Origin of the sequence: Lysinibacillus sp. FSL K6-0102 (assembly GCF_038003545.1) — a bacterium.
Lineage (GTDB): Bacteria > Bacillota > Bacilli > Bacillales_A > Planococcaceae > Lysinibacillus > Lysinibacillus capsici.
On the sequence record NZ_JBBOPH010000001.1, the window covers coordinates 2,163,566 to 2,184,814 of the forward strand.

At 40.9% G+C, this 21,249-nt stretch carries 20 protein-coding genes and 1 CRISPR repeat array (1 of these 21 running past the window's edge); of the genes, 15 read left to right on the top strand and 5 right to left on the bottom strand.

Translation table 11 applies throughout. From position 1 onward, the window contains the following. The first annotated feature begins 10 nt into the window (after nucleotides 1-10). The 4 genes from NYE73_RS10805 to NYE73_RS10820 all read left to right on the top strand — a co-directional run bounded on the left by NYE73_RS10805 (nucleotide 11) and on the right by NYE73_RS10820 (nucleotide 3,200). Complete coding sequence (locus NYE73_RS10805; RefSeq protein ID WP_066038512.1) at nucleotides 11-430, top strand: DUF1801 domain-containing protein; 420 nt, start codon at nucleotides 11-13, stop codon at nucleotides 428-430. A 126-nt stretch (nucleotides 431-556) separates the two neighbouring features. Further along, nucleotides 557-1,540, top strand: coding sequence for an alpha/beta fold hydrolase (locus NYE73_RS10810; protein ID WP_259949040.1), 984 nt, complete (start codon nucleotides 557-559; stop codon nucleotides 1,538-1,540). Nucleotides 1,541-1,542: 2 nt separating this feature from the next. Next, entirely contained in the window at nucleotides 1,543-2,214 is a 672-nt protein-coding gene (locus NYE73_RS10815) for a response regulator transcription factor (protein ID WP_115673717.1), read from the top strand. Further along, nucleotides 2,211-3,200 (top strand): sensor histidine kinase, encoded by a 990-nt coding sequence (locus NYE73_RS10820; RefSeq protein WP_054548761.1) that lies wholly within the window; start codon nucleotides 2,211-2,213, stop codon nucleotides 3,198-3,200. Before NYE73_RS10815 ends, NYE73_RS10820 begins: the two co-directional genes overlap by 4 nt. A gap of 34 nt (nucleotides 3,201-3,234) precedes the next feature. Here NYE73_RS10820 and NYE73_RS10825 read toward each other — a convergent pair whose 3' ends face one another. Both NYE73_RS10825 and NYE73_RS10830 read right to left on the bottom strand, forming a co-directional pair. Next, a complete protein-coding gene (locus NYE73_RS10825) occupies nucleotides 3,235-4,104 on the bottom strand; it encodes a DMT family transporter (RefSeq protein ID WP_131519934.1) in 870 nt (289 codons plus the stop codon). A 109-nt stretch (nucleotides 4,105-4,213) separates the two neighbouring features. Next, on the bottom strand, nucleotides 4,214-5,071 hold the full coding sequence (locus tag NYE73_RS10830) for a LysR family transcriptional regulator (protein WP_066038508.1): 858 nt from the start codon (nucleotides 5,069-5,071) through the stop codon (nucleotides 4,214-4,216). A gap of 136 nt (nucleotides 5,072-5,207) precedes the next feature. Here NYE73_RS10830 and NYE73_RS10835 point away from each other — a divergent pair, with 136 nt between their 5' ends. From NYE73_RS10835 to NYE73_RS10855, 5 genes are all read left to right on the top strand, one after another. Further along, on the top strand, nucleotides 5,208-6,422 hold the full coding sequence (locus tag NYE73_RS10835; protein ID WP_259949046.1) for an MFS transporter: 1,215 nt from the start codon (nucleotides 5,208-5,210) through the stop codon (nucleotides 6,420-6,422). 29 nt (nucleotides 6,423-6,451) lie between these two features. After that, nucleotides 6,452-6,832, top strand: coding sequence for an SRPBCC domain-containing protein (locus tag NYE73_RS10840; protein WP_048390658.1), 381 nt, complete (start codon nucleotides 6,452-6,454; stop codon nucleotides 6,830-6,832). Between the two features lie 112 nt (nucleotides 6,833-6,944). Further along, on the top strand, nucleotides 6,945-7,661 hold the full coding sequence (locus NYE73_RS10845; protein WP_259949048.1) for a toast rack family protein: 717 nt from the start codon (nucleotides 6,945-6,947) through the stop codon (nucleotides 7,659-7,661). An 86-nt stretch (nucleotides 7,662-7,747) separates the two neighbouring features. After that, complete coding sequence (locus NYE73_RS10850; protein WP_340815505.1) at nucleotides 7,748-8,314, top strand: tubby C-terminal domain-like protein; 567 nt, start codon at nucleotides 7,748-7,750, stop codon at nucleotides 8,312-8,314. 32 nt (nucleotides 8,315-8,346) lie between these two features. Further along, nucleotides 8,347-9,078, top strand: coding sequence for an alpha/beta hydrolase (locus NYE73_RS10855; protein ID WP_066038506.1), 732 nt, complete (start codon nucleotides 8,347-8,349; stop codon nucleotides 9,076-9,078). Between the two features lie 124 nt (nucleotides 9,079-9,202). On the opposite strand, the gene NYE73_RS10860 is transcribed toward NYE73_RS10855, so the two are convergent. Genes NYE73_RS10860 through NYE73_RS10870 form a run of 3 tightly spaced genes read right to left on the bottom strand, consistent with a single transcriptional unit; the run spans nucleotide 9,203 to nucleotide 13,072 of the window. After that, on the bottom strand, nucleotides 9,203-11,677 hold the full coding sequence (locus NYE73_RS10860; RefSeq protein WP_066038505.1) for an ABC transporter permease: 2,475 nt from the start codon (nucleotides 11,675-11,677) through the stop codon (nucleotides 9,203-9,205). Next, nucleotides 11,677-12,405 (bottom strand): ABC transporter ATP-binding protein, encoded by a 729-nt coding sequence (locus tag NYE73_RS10865; RefSeq protein ID WP_066038524.1) that lies wholly within the window; start codon nucleotides 12,403-12,405, stop codon nucleotides 11,677-11,679. Before NYE73_RS10865 ends, NYE73_RS10860 begins: the two co-directional genes overlap by 1 nt. Before the next feature lie 52 nt (nucleotides 12,406-12,457). Further along, nucleotides 12,458-13,072 (bottom strand): sigma-70 family RNA polymerase sigma factor, encoded by a 615-nt coding sequence (locus NYE73_RS10870; protein WP_311198636.1) that lies wholly within the window; start codon nucleotides 13,070-13,072, stop codon nucleotides 12,458-12,460. Nucleotides 13,073-13,177: 105 nt separating this feature from the next. On the opposite strand from NYE73_RS10870, the gene NYE73_RS10875 reads away from it, so the two are divergent. The 6 genes from NYE73_RS10875 (at nucleotide 13,178) to NYE73_RS10900 (ending at nucleotide 19,596) form a co-directional block, all read left to right on the top strand. Next, nucleotides 13,178-14,071: a DoxX-like family protein gene (locus tag NYE73_RS10875; protein ID WP_066038503.1), complete on the top strand. Its 894-nt coding sequence runs from the start codon at nucleotides 13,178-13,180 to the stop codon at nucleotides 14,069-14,071. Between the two features lie 5 nt (nucleotides 14,072-14,076). Further along, nucleotides 14,077-14,688: a DUF4166 domain-containing protein gene (locus NYE73_RS10880; RefSeq protein ID WP_066038502.1), complete on the top strand. Its 612-nt coding sequence runs from the start codon at nucleotides 14,077-14,079 to the stop codon at nucleotides 14,686-14,688. Next, complete coding sequence (locus tag NYE73_RS10885; RefSeq protein WP_259949050.1) at nucleotides 14,657-16,213, top strand: YndJ family protein; 1,557 nt, start codon at nucleotides 14,657-14,659, stop codon at nucleotides 16,211-16,213. The genes NYE73_RS10880 and NYE73_RS10885 overlap by 32 nt, the downstream gene beginning before the upstream one ends. 63 nt (nucleotides 16,214-16,276) lie before the next feature. Then, a complete protein-coding gene (locus NYE73_RS10890) occupies nucleotides 16,277-16,720 on the top strand; it encodes a hypothetical protein (protein WP_103117948.1) in 444 nt (147 codons plus the stop codon). 162 nt (nucleotides 16,721-16,882) lie between these two features. Next, nucleotides 16,883-18,565, top strand: coding sequence for a methyl-accepting chemotaxis protein (locus NYE73_RS10895; RefSeq protein ID WP_259949053.1), 1,683 nt, complete (start codon nucleotides 16,883-16,885; stop codon nucleotides 18,563-18,565). Between the two features lie 71 nt (nucleotides 18,566-18,636). After that, a complete protein-coding gene (locus tag NYE73_RS10900) occupies nucleotides 18,637-19,596 on the top strand; it encodes a hypothetical protein (protein ID WP_259949056.1) in 960 nt (319 codons plus the stop codon). Between the two features lie 142 nt (nucleotides 19,597-19,738). Then, nucleotides 19,739-21,249: direct repeats of the CRISPR family, unit length 29 nt; unit sequence ATTTAAATTCCACTTAGTTAATGAAAAAC; it runs 937 nt beyond the window's last position.

A 21,249-nucleotide genomic window follows, 5' to 3' on the forward strand; every position in this document is an offset into this window, starting at 1 on the left:
AGGGATTGACATGTATGAATTAAAGACCAAAGAAACCGATGTAAGTGTCATTGAATTTATTGAAAGTGTAGACCATCCAAAAAAGCGAGAAGACGCCTATCGATTATTGGACATTTTCACAGAGGTCACAGGCTATGAAGCCAAAATGTGGGGACCGAGTATTATAGGCTTTGGTAAATATCATTACAAATATCAAACAGGTCATGAAGGGGATGCCCCACTAGCTGCCTATTCCCCTCGCAAAGCGAAAATTAGCTTATATTTTGCTCCAGGGGATGAACGAGAGCAACTATTACAACAATTTGGTAAACACACAACAGGAAAAGCCTGCGTTTATATTAATAAGCTAGCTGATGTGCATGAAGACATCTTAAAAGCCCTTATACAACAAACGATCGATTTTTTACGAAAAACCTATCCAGATGCTTAATCAAGAGAGCTGCCTATTAGTTAGGTAGCTTTTTTGTATGAAATTTATCTATTTTCTCCAAAAGTTTAGTAGATATTTATTTTTACCGTGTATCCTTGCAAGTATCAACGAAAAGAGGAGATACGTATGAAAAAGAAAGCAAAGAAAATGATTGTCTATATGGGGGCATTGATTGTGCTTGGAATGGTGATAATTTGTATTTATCACTATAGCTTAATACAGAAGGAGTCAGCTATTTTACAACCTAACGGCACATTAAACAATGTAGATGGTCACAATCTCCATGTTTATCAGGAGGGGGCTGGCGAGGATACATATATTTTTATGGCTGGCTCAGGTATCGCAGCACCCGTATATGAGCTAAAAGGGCTGTATCGTAAGTTTTCACAGCATCATCAAATTGCAGTAGTGGATCGAGCTGGCTATGGCTATAGCGACGTAGCCCATGATGATAGAGGAATCGATACGATTTTAGCGCAAACACGACAGGCACTTCTGCAAAGTGGGCTTGAACCGCCCTATGTCCTTGTGCCACATTCCATTTCAGGGCTAGAGGCCATTTACTGGGCGCAAAAATACCCAGAGGAAGTAAAGGGCATCATCGCGCTAGACATTGGCCTACCTAGTCAATATGTAAAGCATAAAATGGGGACGGTCGATCGTTGGATGGTGAGAGGCATGCACCTCGCTACTAAACTCGGCTTACATCGACTTTTGCCAACACAGGTCTATAATCCGCAAGTACTTCAACTGTCGTTTTTAACAGCACAGGAAAAGGAAATCTATCAGGCGTTGTCCTTTAAGCAATTTTTTAATGAAGATATGCAAAATGAGCTGTTGCAGGTCTACGAAAATAGTTTACAATCAGAACAGCTCAAAAAGCCGCAAGACACGCCTATCTTACTGATTGATGCGATTGTGGAAGAAAACAAACATTCGAAATATACGAAGCAAAATCGGCAGGATTATGCTGACTTTGCAAAGCAATTCACTAATGCACAGGTGAAAGAGGTCAGTGGGACACATAGTATTTATCTCTATCAGCCAGATGAAATCTATCAACTGGCAATGGAATTTATGAAAACAACGGGTGATGAGAAAGGTCGATAAGTATGAAAGGATTTAGAATCTTAATTATAGAAGACGATCACATGATTGGTGATCTACTGCAAAAAATAGTGCAGCGTGAGGGCTATGAGGCAATCTGGAAAACAGATGGCAAGGATATGATGGCGCTGATTCAGCAGGTGGATTTAGTCATAATGGATATTATGCTGCCAGGAGAGGATGGCTATCAATTAAGCAAAAATATTAAACGTTTAGGCTTAAATATTCCAATCATTTTTCTATCGGCACGTAATGATATTGAAAGTAAGCTAGAGGGGTTGATGGTCGGCGAGGATTACCTGACAAAGCCATTTGATCCGCGAGAGCTGTTGCTAAGAATGCAAAAAATGCTAGCACAACAGTATGGTACACTTACGCAAATTCAGCATTTATTGATCGATGGGGAACGCCGTCAAGTATTTCATCATAGTATCCATGATGAAATCGCCCTAACAGCGATTGAGCGAAAAATTTTCTTTTATTTATTTGACAATCGTGACAGAGTATTAACAAAGGAACATTTTTTTGATTATCTCTGGCCACTTGATGAACGCAATCATAATATTTTGAATGTCCATATTAAAAAAATTCGAACAAAGCTACAAGACCCAGCAGGCATTATTGTGCAAAATATTTATGGAGAAGGGTATCGTTTAAATACCTATAATAAAAAATGACCTTAAAAACAAAATACCGTACTTTGTTATTTGTAGCCATTGGGAGTGTGCCTGTTGTACTATTAGGCATTAGTGTGGCCATGTCAATTTTGTATGACAAGGCCTTTAAAATGAAAAATGACGGCATTCCGTTTCATGAGTCCTATGCCTATCCTGTGATGCTGATTGCGTTTGTGCTAGCGTTAGGAATGCTCGCATGGCTATTTTCCACATCGATTCATTCGTTACTATCCAAAATTACACTACTTAATAAAACAATACGAGAACTAGCAAGTAATGAGCGAATACCTGACACGTTAACGATAAAAAGTGAGGATGAAATTGGACAGCTTAGCCAATCTGTCAATCTTTTAATTGAGCGTACAACATACCGAGAATTAGAGCTTGCCCAGCAGCAGGAGCTTCAAAAAGAGCTGCTACAAAAGTTGCGACATGACATTCATACGCCGTTAACGGCTATCCGTTTGCAGCTGTTTTATCTAGAGGATCAGCTACAGGGGCAGCCCAAATTGGTGGAATCCTTACATGCACAAATTCAATATATCACGAATTTAACTAATGCATTTCAGTTACAGTCCTTTGATACGAGTGAACAGTCCTATGTCATGCAGGAGGAGGTTCAACTTGTCCCATTGTTACAAATGATGATAAAGAAGTGGCAGTATCTATATCGCATGCAGAATATTACGCTGCATTTTCAGCACGATGATTTACAAGCAGCTTGGCTTAGCAATGAATTGTGGCTACAGCGTTTATTCGATAATGTCTTTCAAAATACATTAAAGCATGCCCAAGCATCCAAGCTAGAGGTGACGATTAAGGACGGGCAAGTTGTCATGTGTGATGATGGTATTGGCTTTACGACTGAAGATGAGCATGGCGGACTTGGGCTTAAAATCATTCAGGATATTGCTAAAACATTGAATATCGAAGCTTCCTTACAATCAAACAAAAATGGCACGACCTTCTACTTTACACACCAATAAAAAACAACGGCAGCCTTTGCCGTTGTTTTTTATTTTACACTGATTTTCGTTGCTGTAGTAAGAACAGGGCAAGTCCTAGTAAAATGACCACAATACCGATCCCCTGTTGAACGGAAATCATCTCATCTAAAATAAAATAAGCTAATATACATGTGCCGATTGTTTCGCCTAAAATACTCATGGAAATCACCGTTGTACTTAACCATTTCAATAGCCAATTAAAAATGGTTTGCCCGAAAATCGTTGCAATGACAGCCAGCCCTACAAGGGACCACCAGGTGGAGGCTGAATAATCGAAAAACGATTCTTTCATAAAGAGGGCATAAACGGCTAAAAAGATCGAGCTACTGCCATAGCCGATAATAGAATAGGGAATGAGCGATAAATCCTTGCGCACTGATTGCCCAATAAAAAAGTAGGCTGTAATAATACCTGCCGCAATAAAGGCAAGAATATCGCCATAAAGGGCTTGTCCACTAATCTGGAAATCTTGCCAGCCAATAATGAAGCAGCCGATGATCGCTACGAAGCAGCCAACAATCGCTCCTTTTGAAAATCGCTCTTTAAATAAAAAATAGCTGCCTACTAAAGAGAATAGTGGCTGTAGTGTCACAATGACGGTTGAACTAGCCACAGATGTGTAGTTTAATGATTCAAACCATAACACATAATGACAGGACAAAAATAAGCCTGATAAAATGCCGAGTCCCCATTGTTTTTTTGAGAGACTTGTAAGCTCCTGCCGCAAGCTCTTCTGTGCCAATAAAAATGGAAGAAGTACTAGCATCGCAAAAAATAGTCGATAAAAGGCTGTAATCGCTGGTGGTGCATCAGCTAGCTTAACAAAGATTGCTGAGGTAGATAATGCAAATACTGCAAAAAATAACGAGATGTAATAAAACATGATGTACTCCTAAGCATTTACAAGATTAATAATGACAAACCTATTATAGTGTAGTCCGCATGAATAATATAGGGTTTTTAGAATATTAGCACAAAATAAGTTTATGGAGCTAATTCTGCTCAAGCAAGGATTCAATGACCTGTTTTAATTGCAGGATGAAGGGCTGCTTACTGTCATCTTTTTTATAGATATAAACTGTTTCGATCACACTGTGAAGCCCATCTAAATCATAAAAATGCAGGTCGGGACAAGGATAAAGTGCTAGTAATTTGGTATTTAATACAGCCAATGTATGCTCGATTTCAAGAAAATCTAAAATACTACTAACTGATTTAATTTCCTTCATCGTAAAAGGTACCTGCTTGTCAGTGAGCCATTGTGCTAATGCATGGGTATACATGCAGCCCTTACTTAACACAAGCAATGTGACAGGTGTTCGTTGATCAAAGTCAATGATATGAGCGGAGCTTGAGATAACTTCAAACGTCTCTGTGGCTAGTACATCATAGTGTAGATCGCTATAATGCTTGATTGGATTACTTGTCAATGCACAATCTATTTCCGCCAGATGGACTTTGTGATTTAAGGCTGTACTTGATTCCACAGTGAAATCAACATCTATCGGACTTCGACTAGTTTGCAGTGCGTTCATAATGGATGGTCCATATATTTTAATGGTTGTATGAGATGTACCAACCAAAATGCTCGTTTGTGTAGGGCCGATGGTATGTAAAAAGTCTTCATACTGCTCGGCAACTTTCTTTAAAAACTGTAAATAATGTTGACCTACCTCTGTCAGCTTTAAGCCTTGGGGTGTTCGTTTAAAGATGTCCTGCCCAATTTCACGCTCCATTTTTTTCACCTTTGCTGTTAAGGCAGATTGTGTATAATTGGTGATTTCAGCCGATTTACTCAAGTTTTGCCTCTCTAAAAGCTCCATTTTTAAGGCAATTTCTTCAATGTTCATGTTGTTCCTCACATACCTATAGAATTTTTTAATAGCCGCTATCATTTTCCTCCATTTTACGTACGCGAGCTGTCCACGTACACTCTAGATAATGAAAAGGTAGACTGCAAAAGCAGTAACCTGATGGAGGGTTTTTATGCATACATATTATCGATGGGTCATCTTGCTTGTGGCTACACTTTCGCAAACAGCCGCAACCTTTGTGACCTACGGAATGGGGCCAGTTGCCTCTTTTTATCAAATGGAATGGCACTTAACGTCCTTCCAAACAGGGCTAATTGTTTCAGCCGTCAATATAGGGCCAATTTTCTCCATGCTGCTATTTGGTTATCTCATGGATAAAAAGGGAGAAAAGCAGATTATTGGATGGGGCTCGATACTACTGGGCCTGTCAGCCTTATTGCTAATACCCGTGAATCATTATACGACATTGCTTCTCGTATTAATAGTTGTGGGGATATGGTATGGCAGTGCGCAAACAGGTGGCAGTACTGCTATTGTGAAATGGTTTCCTAACAAGCATCGAGGACTTGCTATTGGGATACGCCAAACAGGTATTCCGATTGGAGGTGCATTGGCTTCCACTTTGCTGACCTATTTGTATCAACATCAACATCATCATCTATCCTCTGTCCATTTAGCACAGGGCTTGATGGCGATTGGTGGGGGACTATTATTTTTATTGCTGTACAAAGAACCAAAACAGCATGACACCGCTACGGCACCTCTCATTCCTTTTAAAGAGAAGATGCGTGCTATTCGGCACAATCGGGCGCTCTATCCTTTATTTTTTGTGGGCATGGTCATGATGTCCCTCCAAATGATTATCATTGCTCATTTTATGAGCTATTTACATCATGAAGGTGGGTATACATTAACCGAGGCAGGGCGCTATTTAAGTCTGATTTTATTTGGTGGGATGCTTGGGAGAATTGTACTTGCTTGGATGAGTGATCATTATTTCGCTCAAAAACGAGAGCCATTATTAGTGCTCGTCATGCTCGCTACATTCCTGATGCTTGGCTTTTTGCCCTTTGTCATACATAGCAAGGGCCTCATGATTTTATTTTGCAGTTTATTTGGGTTTTTAGCGCTTGGCTGGTATTCCATATATATCACTTGTGTCACGGAGCAATCCGATTCGCAAGCAGTAGGACTAACTGTTAGTGCAGCGTTAACAATTAATCAGTTCTTTATTGTCTTGGCACCAACGGTTTATGGTTTATTGGTTACTGTTTTTTCCAACTATCAGCTCGCTTTGGATGTTATCGCTGTGATGGTTATACTGGGGGCATTTCACTTATACAGAACATCCCAAGGTAGTTTAACTTCTGAAAGTTCGGTAAAATAATGGAAAAGAGGAAATGGAGGTTGCGACGAATGACCAGTTCGATTTGGATTGAGGCAAAGATAGATAAAGTATGGCAGGCGATTACAGAGGAGCAATCCCTCTCCCGATGGTACGCACCAGGCTCCATATGGGACATCCCTATACTAACAGCTGGGGAAAAGATGACATTTACCTTAATGCCAAATGCGCATAACCAGCTTTCTGAAAAACTGCCGATGGAGCTAACGATTCAGCAAGTGAAGAAAAATGAGGAATTTTCCTTCTATCTAGAAGTTCCTGAAACATTGATTGCTATTACGTTAGCCCAACAGGGTAATGGCACTACGGTGAGCTTTAATTCGTCAGGCTATGATGCCTCTCTTGCGAATTTAAAGGCATTGCTGGAGGGGCATGACATTCCTTATCAGTAAGCCTCTCTACGTCTTAGGTCTTAGATGAATTTCGAGCGGAGGGTCGTATTTTAATTTCCTCCCTTCTATATAATGAAATTATTGGTAGATTATACGGTGGGAGGAAATAATAGTGAAAAAATTAGTGGGTTTAGGTGTCGTGATAGGCACGTCAGCATTGGTATTATCAGGGTGCTTTTCCTTTATTCCAAATAAAATGCGAGAGGAAGCCATTTTGGTGGAAAAGGATAAAGCGAAAGCATTAGAGGTAGACATTGATTTAGGTGTTGGCGAAATGAATGTATCGAGTGGTGCAAAGGAATGGGTTGAGGGCAACGCAGAATATAATGTAAAAAAGCTAGCCCCTCAGGTAGACTATGATCTACATGGCGATACAGGAGAAGTGGAAATCAAGCATAAGGGCTCAACAAGGCTGGGGCTCTCCAATATTAAAAACACATGGGCGATTCAACTGAACGACAGCATCCCCATAGATCTGAATGTGGAAACGGGTGCTTCTCTTGCCAACCTTGATTTACAGGGTCTTCAGCTGGAAAAGCTCGATATTGAAGCGGGTGTCGGTGATCTAACGGTTAATCTAGGTGGCGACTGGAAAAAGAGCTTTACAACGACTATTGAAACAGGTGTCGGTCAAACAACAGTTATTTTACCTTCAAAGGTTGGCGTGAAATTAACGACAGAAAAAGGCATTGGCTCGTCTAATGTGGAGGGCCTTATATCAAAAGGGAATGGTGTCTATGTCAACGAAGCTTACGACAAGGCGGATGTCGTACTAGAGGTCAATTCGGAATTGGGCATCGGGGAAATTACCTTTAAGTTAGATCGATAGAAAATGGAGTAGGCTACTTGATTGAAATAAATACAATAACCATAATAGGAGCGTCAAATACATCCTTTGTATTTGACGCTTATTTTATGGTAGTTTTAAGAAAGCAATGTTTCAAAGGAGCGAATAGATTGAAGACCTATACATACAAGCAACCAGCGGCCATCGAGTCAACAGAGGCCGTTAAAATTTTAAATGAAGCGGGGGAGGTATCGTCCACCGTTCAACGTGTGTATTCCAATGCACTAAAAAAAGCATTCGATAAAACGATGGACTATCGTTATTTCGTTCGTTTTGATGTCCACGATCGCAATGGTCAGCCACTTTTTACGTGTAAAAAAGTATCCCGTCGCGGGCGCGTGCATTTTCGTGGTAAGGATTTGGTAACAGGTAAAGACTATATGATTGCCTATGATGGCTGGCAAATTATGATTCCTGATTTAGTTATTACCGATGGCGAACAGCAGATCAAGCTCAACAAAGAAATGGAGGACTGGTCTGTTTTTACTGTGAATGAGCAGCCCATCGCACGCTGGCAAGCGACTTTCTGCGAGACGCATTTTAACATTACACTACAAATTGAAGACAGCAGTCCCATTCAGCAGGAAGCCTTTTTTATTGCCATCGGACAGGCAGTGCTGTTTGTTGGGGCTTAAATAAAGGTAGATGGAAGAAAGGGCTTGATGAAATGCTAAACATATTACCAGCAAAAGAGATTTATTTACAGGGAAATGAGCATGCCCTATTGCTTTTACATTCCTTTACAAGTCATACAAGAGATATGAAGACAGTAGCCACTGCATTACATAACCAAGGCTATACTTGCTATGCGCCGCTGTATCGTGGACATGGCACTCATCCAGAACAGTTATTACACTATCAGGTAGACGACTGGTGGCAGGATGTAGTGAATGCTCATCAATTTTTATTGGATGAAGGCTATCAAAAGATTTCGGTCATCGGTCTATCCATCGGGGGAATTTTCGCGTTGAGGCTTGCTCAATTAGAAAGGCTCGAGCAAATCATTGTCTTATCTGTGCCGTTTGATAAGGAGCCAGAGCAATTAAAACAAAGGATTATTGACTATGCCCATAATTACAAAACAATAGAGGGCAAGCCACCACTTCAAATCGCTCAGGAAATGGAGCCATTTGAGAACATGCCATTACATGCGATGAATGCATTCCAAACATTTATCCAAGCAACGATGGAGCAGCTTGATAGAATTATCATTCCTATCGCTATCTACTATGGTGAAAAAGACGATGCCTTATACACGCAAAGTGCTGAAACCATCTATCAGCACGTTCATTCATCTAGAAAGCAGAAGAAAGGCTTTGGAAATTCTAAGCATCTCATGACATTAGGACGAGATCAAGAGGCTATCATAAAGGAAATGATAGAATTTCTTCAAATTTAGGGAGAATTTCATTTATAAAAGGAGTGAGGGTGCTCCGCTCCAAAGAGGGGTAAAAGCGCTCGCTCAAGAGAGAGCCCCGCTTCTAAAAAAACAGCCACCTCTAACCATAGAGGGGCTGTTTTACTTATATTTCCACGATCTCATTCGCTAATTTTTGTCTGCTCATCCAGTAGCCTTGGAGGGTAAAGACAATGAGGGTTGACCCTAGGAACGCGAGACTTGTGAGGCCCAATGTTAGAAAGTCATAGGACATCGGCGAGCCATCATCAATGAAGCCTAGCATCCTCGTTAAGACGAACCCAAGAAATGTCCCGACTGTGAGACCATAAAGGACAAACGATAGGACTTGTGTCAGTATGAGCTTCATCAGCCCATTTGGTGACAGACCAATTAATCGTTGGATGGCATAGTCACTGCGTTTTGTATAAATGGTATGCAGTAATGTTTGGAGGACACCAAGCCCCGTAGCAGCTATTAAAATAACAAAGACGCCAACAAATAAGCTCCACCGTTGGAAGAACATTTCATTGGATTGTGCTAATATGGTCGCTTTATCTGTCAACTTCAGGGCTGGCCAGCGCTGTTCCAAGAATGACAGCTCCGCCAATGCATGCTCTGGGTGGGATGTTTCGACCATAATGTCTTCGATAATTGGGTGATCCTGTGCCGTGAGGAATGATGACCAATCAACGATTAAATCAGCACGGTGAATAGGTGTATCAGTAATTCCTATAATTTGTAACTCACCAGTAGGCATATCCTGCTGGGCAGTAAAATCATAGGTACCCATCGTTACACGATCACCCACTGCCAAATGATAACGCTCGGCAAAGCCCTTTGTCACGACAAGGCCATTTTGCAAATTTCCTTCCTCAATTTGAGGCAACTTCTTTAATTGCATAAATTTCTTAATATCAATGGTTGTATAGTTCTCTGGTAGCCATTCATCACCGAGTTGTAGAGCAATATACGCATTATTACTTTGTGTATACGCGTACTGTACGCTTGGCAATGCTTCTATTTCCTCTATAATTGCAGGCGTGATAGTTGGATCATTTAATTCATTATTGATTTTTATGGCTGTTTCGTATTGTGATTCTGTGTAGGCAAGGTCATTGTGTTGTAAGGTTTTCATTAATGAACTTCCAAAGGTTAAAATAACCATTAATCCTATCATGCTGAGCACCACGGGCATATTTTTGCGTACTTGTGGCATGAGCTGCTGGCATGCTAAATAGGCTTCCTTGCCAAGTACCCTTCGAATCGGCTTTAAAGCCAGATGAAGGATGGCTGTAAATAGATAGGGGATTAGTAACAGTAAAATTCCACATACAAATAGTGTTCCGAGTAAAATAAATAAGGCACCTTGATCGCTTCCTGTCCCAGCTAAATAGGCTTGTAAAAAGAAGAAGGTAGCTGACACACCTACAATACTGACAATAATTGTTTTCCATTTTGTCCAACGCAGCTCTAAATTTTCATTATCTGTCGCGATTTGTAATGGCAGTAGTCGAGAGCTTTTCGCTACTTGCCATTTTGTCATCACTTGAAGAATGATGAAGCTAGAAAGGGCAATTAAAAGAATAAACACAATAGGAAGCTCTGTTTTAGCTTCGGGTAAATGCAAAAAGCTAATTAATTGTGGTAGCCAGCTTTTTATTATCACAAGGCTCAGCGTTGTTCCAAGCATAACGCCAAAGCTAATAATCAGTGATAGTTGGAGCTTGACTATACGTCCAACCTGTTTCACGGATGCCCCGAGAGCCCGTAAGATCATGAGCTGCTCTTTAATTTTATAAAATAATAGCTGGAATGTGGACAGCAATAGGACACTCGAAATGAGTAAAATAAAAACAGATAGTACAATCATAAAAACCATTAAGCTCTGTAAATTTCTTTTAATGACATCGTAATCACTCATGACATCAACACGTAATGTTGCATCCAGTTGTTTGATTTCTGCGCCTACAGCCTTGGCACGCCCCTCATCAGTTTTAATGAGCGCAAATATGCCTGCCGTTTGTGGCTGACTGTTGTTCATCCATGCCTTAACTACGTCATTCGCTAAGAGGATGATATTAGGGCTGTCAGTGCCTTTCATCGTCGGTAAAATTTCTTGCACGATAAAATCCTTTGATTGAATATGAATGGAGTCCCCAACTCGTTTGTTGAAAAGACGGGCAACATTTTCCGAAAGAATGGCATCGTTCGGTCCAAGATTGACCGCAAAATGGTAGCGACTTTTCACAAGGTCATCATTTTCGACGCCAACGGTATAAAATGCGGTGTACTTTTCATGTTCAACGATTGTATGAGCTATCGATAAGCGGGACACTTGTGTGACACCGGCTAGAGTAGAAAGCTCCTCTATTTGATTTGTCGTCAACAATTTTTGCTGATCGGGATTATAACCAACCATTAAATCCATTTCCCCATACAACGCTTGGATGTCTGCCTTCATCTGGCTATTCGCATTCCAAATGTAGACGGTCATCGTCATCACCAGGCAAATCGAGATCGTAATAATACTAATACTCGTTAGGACATTTGCCCAAGCGGCACGAAAAAGCTTGAGGGCAATATTGCGCATCGTAAACATTAGCGATCCTCCCTCGTTATTTCCTTGAATTTCATTAGAATACAATCTAAATCCTCTTCATTTTGCCGGTTTTGATAGAAATCCACAATCGCCCCATCATGGAAGAACAATACCCGATTGGCATAGGTAGCCACATAGGGGTCATGTGTGACAAGTAATATCGTTTGCTGGTTCTTTTTTTGCAGAGCAACAAGCAGTTCTAAAATTTCATCTGTTGTATGAACATCCAAAGCCCCCGTTGGCTCATCTGCCAGTAAAATAGGAGGATTGGCAATAATCGCTCGCGCAATGGCGACACGTTGCTTCTGTCCACCAGAAAGCTCATGTGGTCGATGCTTTGCCCAAGCAGCGATGTTTAAGGTTTCCATCATGTGCTGCACACGCACCTTAATCTCCTTGCTAGGAATATCATTTAAAATAAGGGGAAGTGCAATATTATCCTCGACGGTTAAATCCTTTAGCAGATGAAAGGATTGGAAGATAAAGCCGATATTTTCTTTTCGAAATTGCGATGCTTTTGGCTCTTGATAAATAGCCTGCGCTTCCCTGCCAAATAAAAATAATGCTCCATCTGTTGGCTCATCGATTGCACTGATCATATTCAGAAGAGTACTTTTACCAGAGCCGCTTGTCCCCATAATCGCCACCATTTCTCCTTGATAAATGGTGCAATGGATATTTTTCAAGGCATTCACAGTATGATGCTTTTGCTGATAAATTTTGGACATCCCTTCAACACGTAGCACCTCTGTTAAACGTCCTTCAGGGATGGGTATTGCATTAATGACTTCTTTCAGCGGATTGAACCCACTCATCGAGATATGCCCCCTTTAATTGTTGTCGTAATGCATGCAAGCCACGGCGAATATGTGTTTTCACGGTACCCTCAGGGCATTGCAAAATCGCCGCAATATCCTTGACAGAGTAGTCTTGATAAAATCGTAGCAATAGCACCGTTTTGTACTTTTCCTCGAGCTGGCAAAGAGCCTGCCATAAATCCAGCTCTTCTTCGATGTATGTAGGAGATGCGCTTGTTAAATCCTCGAAAGTTTGTGGTTCAACAGGCATAACTGTTTTTTTCTTCGCAATATAGGTTTTACAGCAATTTATCATAATGCGGGTAAGCCAAGTGGCAAAATAGTGAGGCTCCTTTAATTGCGGTAGCCCCTCATAGGCTCGAATAATGGTTTGCTGAAAAACTTCTACGGCGTCGTTTTCATTTTGTACGTAGACATAGGCCATTCGGTAAAGCTTATGCTGCTCCTGCTCAATGAGCTGATAAAACGCCTGCTCATCACCTTGTTGGGCTAAGGCTACAAGAGTTTGTTGGGTGCTCTTAATGAAAATCGCCTCCTTTTCGACCATTAGACTCAGCAAGTCATCATTTCGATTCAAGTTTTTTATTTTTATTGAGAAACGTCATAAGCATACCCATTTAATAGAAGGTTATCAATTTACTGCTATAATGATAGTGGCTTCATCAAAAAAAGGAGTGAGTTTATGAGCAGAAAGCCTATTTATGTCGAGATAGACATTCAGGCTCCTATAGAGAAAGCGTGGGATTATACACAAAATCCTCATCTGCATGAGCAATGGGATTTACGTTTTACATCGATTACATATATTCCGAAAAAAGCACCCGAGGAGCCACAGCGTTTTACCTATGAAACGAAGGTAATGCCAGGCTTACAGGTAAGCGGCTGGGGAGAAAGCAAGGGGGAGCATCATAAAGAAAATGGCACGCGAACATCCTCACTGCATTTTGGTACGCCTCAAAAGCGCTCACCCATAGCGGAGGGAAAAGGCTATTGGCAATATATCCCGCATCAACAGGGGCTGACATTTCTGACCCAATATGATTATGATACACGCTATGGCAAGCTTGGCGTATTCTTTGATTTATTTTTTCGTCCATTAATGGGGTGGGCGACGGCACTCAGCTTTGACGTTTTAAAAAGATGGCTAGAAAAAGGAGAAAATCCTACCGCACAGTATAGACGATTCTTTTTAACGATGCTTCTGTGTCTATTCTTTTGCTTTGTCTGGTTCTATCATGGTCTTGTACCGAAGATCATCCATATGCATCCGCAGGAATTAAAGATGACCGCTTCATTACTAAACCATGCAGATCAGCTAGTTATGTGGATAGGGGTTGCGGAAATTCTCTTTGCTTTTTGTTGGCTTTACCCGCGAGGAAAACGCTGGCTCTTTGGCATGCAAATCATCGTTTTTCCGCTCTTGACGATAGCTGCTATTGCTGCGGACCCGACAAGTGTACAAGCACCCTTTAATCCACTTACCTTTAATAGTGCTTTATGGGTGTTGTCGATTGTCGGATTTAGCTTAAGTAAGGATGTACCGAGTGCTAAAAGTTGTAAAAGAAAGCGAGGATAACAAGGATGACGATCTATCAAACATTATTAGGGGATGATTTTGCAAGACTTCATCCGATGCTACAACAGCGTTATACGTTACCAATTGATGAACCATTTTTTGCTAAGGGCGTGATGCATCAAATAAAATCTGGTGCTAAATGGATGTGTCCCTTCTATACACTGGCTGCGAAAACGCGATTTCTGTTCCCAGAGTCAGGGGAGGATATCCCCTTTACTATTTCGAATACATGCAGAGCCCTGCCAAGTGGGGAACTAGAGGTACTATGGGAGCGCACCTTTTATTTCCCGCAGAAAACAAGGCATTTTGATGCAAGGATGACCATTGATCCATTCCAAAAAATTGTGAAAGATTATTTAGGCACACCCGCTCTTTTTTATTCCGATTTGCACTTTAAGGTGACACGAGCGGGGACATTGGTCATTCGTTCAGGTAAGCAGCGCTTTGTCCTCTCGCGTTTTGAATGCCCGATGCCTAGACTGTTAGAGGGTCGAGTCATTGTAGAGGAAGGCTTTGATGAATCTAAAAATGTCTTTACCATTCATGTCTCCATCCATAATCCATTCATAGGGAGGCTCATGATGTATGCTGGTGAATTTACACAACAATCGAAGTAATTTCATTTTTTTACTAGGGATTTTGTTCACGGTGATTTGCTTTGTGCTTAGTGGGCAACCCAATTACTTATGGCTACTAACTGTTGCTCAACTAGTTTTCGTTCCCACCATGGTATCAATGGTTGTGGATGTTCAGAAAGTCGGCACAGCCATTATTATGGGGATGATGCTAGCCGTTACACTGCTGCATTGGTCGACGGATGGCGTTTTGGCTAATATCTTGGCAGGTATGTATTTACTGTATACCTTCTATATCGCCATACAAGGCGTGAAAAGATTTTTACAACGAGGTTTTACGAATATTGCGGAGTTTGCTATCGACATGGGGCTTTTCTACCTAGCCCTCGGTGGACTGTGGTTTTTCGCCTATGTCACCAACATGGATACTGGTTTTTCACCATTAATAACGTGGTTAACGGCCATTCACTTTCATTATTCGGCTTGTTTATTACCCATTTCAGTCGGGCTTTTAGGTCGATTACATGATAGTAGCGGCTACCGTGTGATGGTGCTGATGTTGCTGGCAGGACCAATCCTTGTTGCGGTAGGTATTGCCTTTTCCATTCTCATCGAAATCATCGCAGTCACTCTTTATATTTTCGCCATTTACGGCTTATTTTTCGTAGCGCTCAAAACAAAGCTTCCGTTTGGACAGGGGCTATTGCTGAGGACTTCCTATGGAGCGCTCTGTCTGACGATTCTTGGGTCTTGTCTGTATGTTTACAGTCGTGTCAGCGGAAACGTTTCCATCGGCATTCCAGAAATGCTTCAATTCCATGGTGTGATCAATGGTGTTTTCTTTGGGGGGATAGGGGTCATCGCCTGGCTAATGGCTGTCCCCCCAACAACACAGCGTCCGTTTGAGTTCCCTGTAAGCCAAATTCGTGGGAAGCTACATCATGAGAATATACCACACCCTGGCTTGGCCGATGCCTTACAGGATTTTGTCGATACAGCAAAGCTACCGCCTGTCATTCCACATTTTTATGAGTATACGACGACCTATCGGCTGCTTTCGACGGTGCAATGGAAGGCTTGGTTTCGACCTTTTGCCTTTCTGTATCAAGGAATGAGCCGTTTGCTCCAACAGCTCAATTTACCCTTTTCCAGTAAGCAAGTTGAGATGACGGGTAGCATTGTTCAGGTCGATTCTGCACGAGATAGCCGTCCGTCTCCACGTGCATGGATTCGGACAATTCATTTGCAAACCGTTTTTGTCGCGATTTATTCGAAGCACACAAGTGACGAAACGACCTATATGAATATCGCCTTACCACTCCCGTTCTCAACAATGGTTGGCATTTTGTATGCCTATGAAGAAAATGGTCAGCTACACCTAACAAGTCGTCATGATGGAGATGCAGGAATTTATTTGGCGATAGGAAAAAATGTGATGAGGCTACCCCTACAGGAGCATTTTCAAATTTCTGCGGTAGATGACAAGACATTGTCAGCACGCCATCAGATGACGTTATTTGGTATTCCATTCCTACAAATTGATTATCATATTAAAAGAAATGCATAGATTGGCAGGAATTTCCTCAACCGAACGAGAAGGTCCTATTATAGAGACAAATAACAAGGAGTGATGGAAGGCTTGCGTTTAACAAAAGGAATTTCTGGTTTCGATGCAGCGCATTTAATTGAGCAGGACATGCGCATGTTTCAGTCGATGGTGTACCATTTAGTGACAAGCGAACAACGAGCGAAAGTAAGGCAATTTATTGATCAAGCGCCCTTTGTCTATATGCAGGCAGTGATTGAAATCGATGGAGAAACACTGACGATTCTTCATCATCGTTTGATGCCGTACATCGCATTTGCCAAGCAGGAGGTGAATAGCTTTACCTTTTTATCCAAGCCTCACCTGCATAAATATTTTCCTATGCGAAAATGCTTGGAAGCGGAGACACTTACAACATTACTAACAAAGGATGAGGCGTTCCATAGCCTATCTGCTACAGAATGGAAATACGTCTCTTATTTTAATAGTCAAACCATTGGCGATGTAATGTTCAATGGCTGGGATTAAGGATAGTACTATAGGCGTGCGATAAAAGATGCTATAAAAAACATTATATTGACCAAGTTATTTCTGGAAATATAGCAAAAATTCCTAAAACCGCTAATCGTCCTAATTAAATGGTAGATTTTTAAGGATGGAATAGATTAGGAAAATAAGGGGTTTTTGCAAATGAAGTTCAAAACAATCAGTAGACGCATTGTTTTTTCCTTTAGCATTGTGATTGCAATCATGATAGGATACATTGTTTACAATTACTTTGCCATCAAGCAAAGCAATGATGCGACAGAGCAAATTGTACAGCAAGAATTACAACTATTAATCATCGATTACGAGCAGGCACAGTCCATTGATTTAAGAATAGCGGCAGCTAGAGGCTATGTGCTTTCTGGGAGAGAAAAGTATAAAGAGATATTTCAGGATAATGTTGCAAAGGAACTAAGCAATGAAGAAAAGCGGTCAGCATTATCTTCCTCAGGCGAATTCGGACAATTTGCGGAAATGTCTAAGGAATGGAACCGTTATATTGAGCAAGAGGTATTTGCGGTATATGATCAAGGGAACACCGAGCTGGCTACCCAAAACCTCACAAAAATGGATGACACAGCTACGACCATTCGTGAAGGCTACGAAGACTTAGCGGCGCAACGGAAGCTAGCCATTAATGAGGTAGGGACGGACAGTATTGCTGCTGGAGAGCAGAAACAGCGAATCGCCATTATCGTAGGTATTGTGATTGTTCTTCTAGCAGTGATAATTGAGCTATTAAGTGCTCGTGGTATTTCAAGACCAATCGTGACGTTAACCAAGCGTATGCAACAAATGACCAATGGCGATTTAAGTGAGCCGCCTTTGAAGGTTCAATCGAAGGATGAAGTAGGGCAACTGATGGAAGCGACCAATACGATGTCAGATATTTTAAATCGTCTATTAAAGCACATTCAAACGGTGTCCAATGATGTAGCGGCACATAGTGAGGAGCTTCTTCAGTCGACTTCTGAGGTCAAAATGGGGACAGAGCAAATTGTTCATACGGTTACAGAAATGGCAAGTGGGACAGAATTACAGGCAGATCATGCCTCTGATGTCGCTTCCGCCATGAATGATTTTACTAGCAAAGTCACTACGGTTCATCACGGCAGTAAAGATGTTCAACAGTATTCGCAGAATGTGAAGGCTTTAACACAAGAAGGTAGAAGCTTAATGACCACTTCCACAAAACAAATGGAAGCCATCCAGCATACAGTGAAGGACGCAGTGAATCAGGTAAATGGCTTAAGTAAGCAAACACAGGAGATTTCTAAGCTTGTGGAGGTCATTCAAACGATTGCTGCCCAAACTAATTTACTCGCATTGAACGCAGCGATTGAAGCAGCTAGAGCTGGGGAACAGGGGAAAGGCTTTGCCGTGGTGGCCGACGAGGTTCGAACATTAGCCGAACAGGTCGCCTTCTCCGTCGATGATATTACAGCGATTGTCAGAAAAATTCAGGATGATTCCGATACAGTAACCTCCTCGCTAGAGCAAGGCTATGAGGAAGTCGAAAAGGGCACAACACAAATGGCCGCAACCAATACAACATTCAATCGAATTGCGGATGCTATTGAGGCCATTGCGACAGGCATTGAAGGTATGTCAGTGGAGCTAGCTGAGGTTGTTCACAATACTGTCACGATTAATAAAGCAGTCGATGAAATTGCTGCTGTCTCCGAACAATCAGCGGCAGGCATTCAGGAAACATCGGCTACCATTGAGCAAACTGCAAGCTCCATGGCTGAAATTAAACATAGTGCCGAGCATTTAGCAGAAATGGCTGAACAACTAAATGCCCTGATTCGTCAATTTAAGCTATAGAAAATACCTGTGGATTTCAAACTTCCCTCACATTTCATCTGTATACTAAGGCATTGGAAGGTGGAATCATTTTGAGAAAATATTTACTTTTATTATTGATGAGTACTTTATTCATGGCACCCGTTGCCTACGCCCATACGATGGATAAAAGTACACTATTCACGGATGTCCCTGAAACAGCCGCCAATATTCAGGACATTATGGTACTACACAGTATTGGGCTTCTTGGGTACAATGGCAAGGATATGGCCTTAAACCCAACAGACAATCTTTCACGCAAGGACTTTGCAGGCTGGGTAGGTGGCTTTTTCGGCCTTGAGGGAGCAACAGTGGATGAGCTAGCACAAGCAGCTCAAAAAGAGGATTACGTGTCTTCGCTAGAGGGAGATATTACGTACAAGGAAATAAATACAGCACTTTTTCATCATAAACTTGAGCTAGCCAATCCTGACGCAACCATGACGAAAGAAGAGTACATTGCATTCTTAACAGAGCACCTTACATTTGATATGGGCGGACATACGCTTATTCAGATGGGCGGCTTTGCAGAAGGACCAACGGGTACGATTGAAGACGTTGTCACAGGTGACCAAACAGGAATCATCATCGACGGTAAAACATACATGCTGTCAGGACACCCTCGCATCTTTGCCGATTCAACAGATGCCAAAAGCTGGGTAGGGCAACAGCTAGAACGTTCTATTTTTACAACAGCAGCGGATCACCATCATGGTCATGACGGTGGGCAAGAGGAAAGCCACGGGGATCATGCAGAAGGCCATGGCGACAGCCACGAGCATGGAGCATCCGACTCGAATGAAGCAACACTACAATATGTGCAAATTAGCACTGCACAAGTGGTGAAAGAGGATGCCAAAGAAATGGAGTCTTCGAACGCTACACCAAGAGAAGAGCAACAAGCAGCCGCAGCAGATGACACAGCATCCAACTCAAACACAGTTTGGATGATCGCTATCCTAGCAGCACTAGCCGCTATTTTTGTTATTGTATTTGTGAAACGCAAGAAATAATGTAAATGAAAAAAACCAGCAATGACCGAGGGAATTCGGTTGTTGTTGGTTTTTTTAGCGAATAATAGATTGCAAGGGTTTAAATGCCACTTGCTAATAAAAATGCCTTCAGTTGGACAATATCTTCCTAACCTATTTACTTAATATAAATCCACTTAGTTAATGAAAAACATGTAGCTGTACAATTGCGACGTCAACCGCTATATGATTTAAATTCCACTTAGTTAATGACAAACTTATGGGTGAATTAACGTTTCACATGTCCGATTTATAATTTAATTTCCAGTTAGTTAATGAAAAACCTTATCTGCTTCAAACTTATTTTCATACATTCGCTCCATTTAAATGCCACTTAGTTAATGAAAAACTATGGGTTCGTACTCGTATGGTTTAGGGATACCAAAATTTAAATTCCACTTAGTTAATGAAAAACGATTTGACCACCCTCAAACTCTTTGGTACCAAAGTGATTTAAATTCCACTTAGTTAATGAAAAACAGAGACTTCCTCGATATCCATAATTACTGTTACAGGATTTAAATTCCACTTAGTTAATGAAAAACTCGTTTCCATGCGCTGACGTTCTATTTCTTGCACTTCATTTAAATTCCACTTAGTTAATGAAAAACCAAGCTTTTTTGTAGGATTTTTTAATTTACCATCTGTATTTAAATTCCACTTAGTTAATGAAAAACTGACAGTAATGTAATAGGTACGTTAAACGGTGTGTCATTTAAATTCCACTTAGTTAATGAAAAACCCCCACAATTCCACAACTTTTCAGCAACATCACGATCATTTAAATTCCACTTAGTTAATGAAAAACGCGCTATCTTGGAGGAGGTCGCGAGGCAGTTTTTAAATTTAAATTCCACTTAGTTAATGAAAAACTCAAGTATGTCCGTCATGCTAAGTATGTCCGTCATGCTAAGTATGACGACAGTATTTAAATTCGACTTAGTTAATGAAAAACGCCTATGGCAGTGATGATTAATTGAGTGACACCGTTATTTAAATTCCACTTAGTTAATGAAAAACAAAATTTGTTGTTTTTGTGCAATCAATTCAGTATTACTATTTAAATTCCACTTAGTTAATGAATACGCTATTTGTAGCGATCATTGCAGCTGCATTTTAACAGGATTTAAATTCCACTTAGTTAATGAAAAACTTTGAAGGTACATCAACATTTCGAAAAAAGTGAAGATTTAAATTCCACTTAGTTAATGAAAAACGAATAGCTCGTACTCGATTCATGAGTAAGCAAGAACGATTTAAATTCCACTTAGTTAATGAAAAACCGAGCAACATGTGCCGACTCTTAAAAAAGTAATGAGATTTAAATTCCACTTAGTTAATGAAAAACGTAACTCCGCCAGACGACTTTACAAACTTTCTTGAAGATTTAAATTCCACTTAGTTAATGAAAAACTTTATGAGTAAGAAAGAGCGAGGGGCTGTGTGATAATTTAAATTCCACTTAGTTAATGAAAAACGCTGCTTGTGGTTCGTGTTTAATGCTTTGACAATTATTTAAATTCCACTTAGTTAATGAAAAACTTGCTTCACCCTCCTTACAAACCTTTTTTAAAACATTTAAATTCCACTTAGTTAATGAAAAACAAAGTGAATGTTCCGTCAATGAACGGTTCA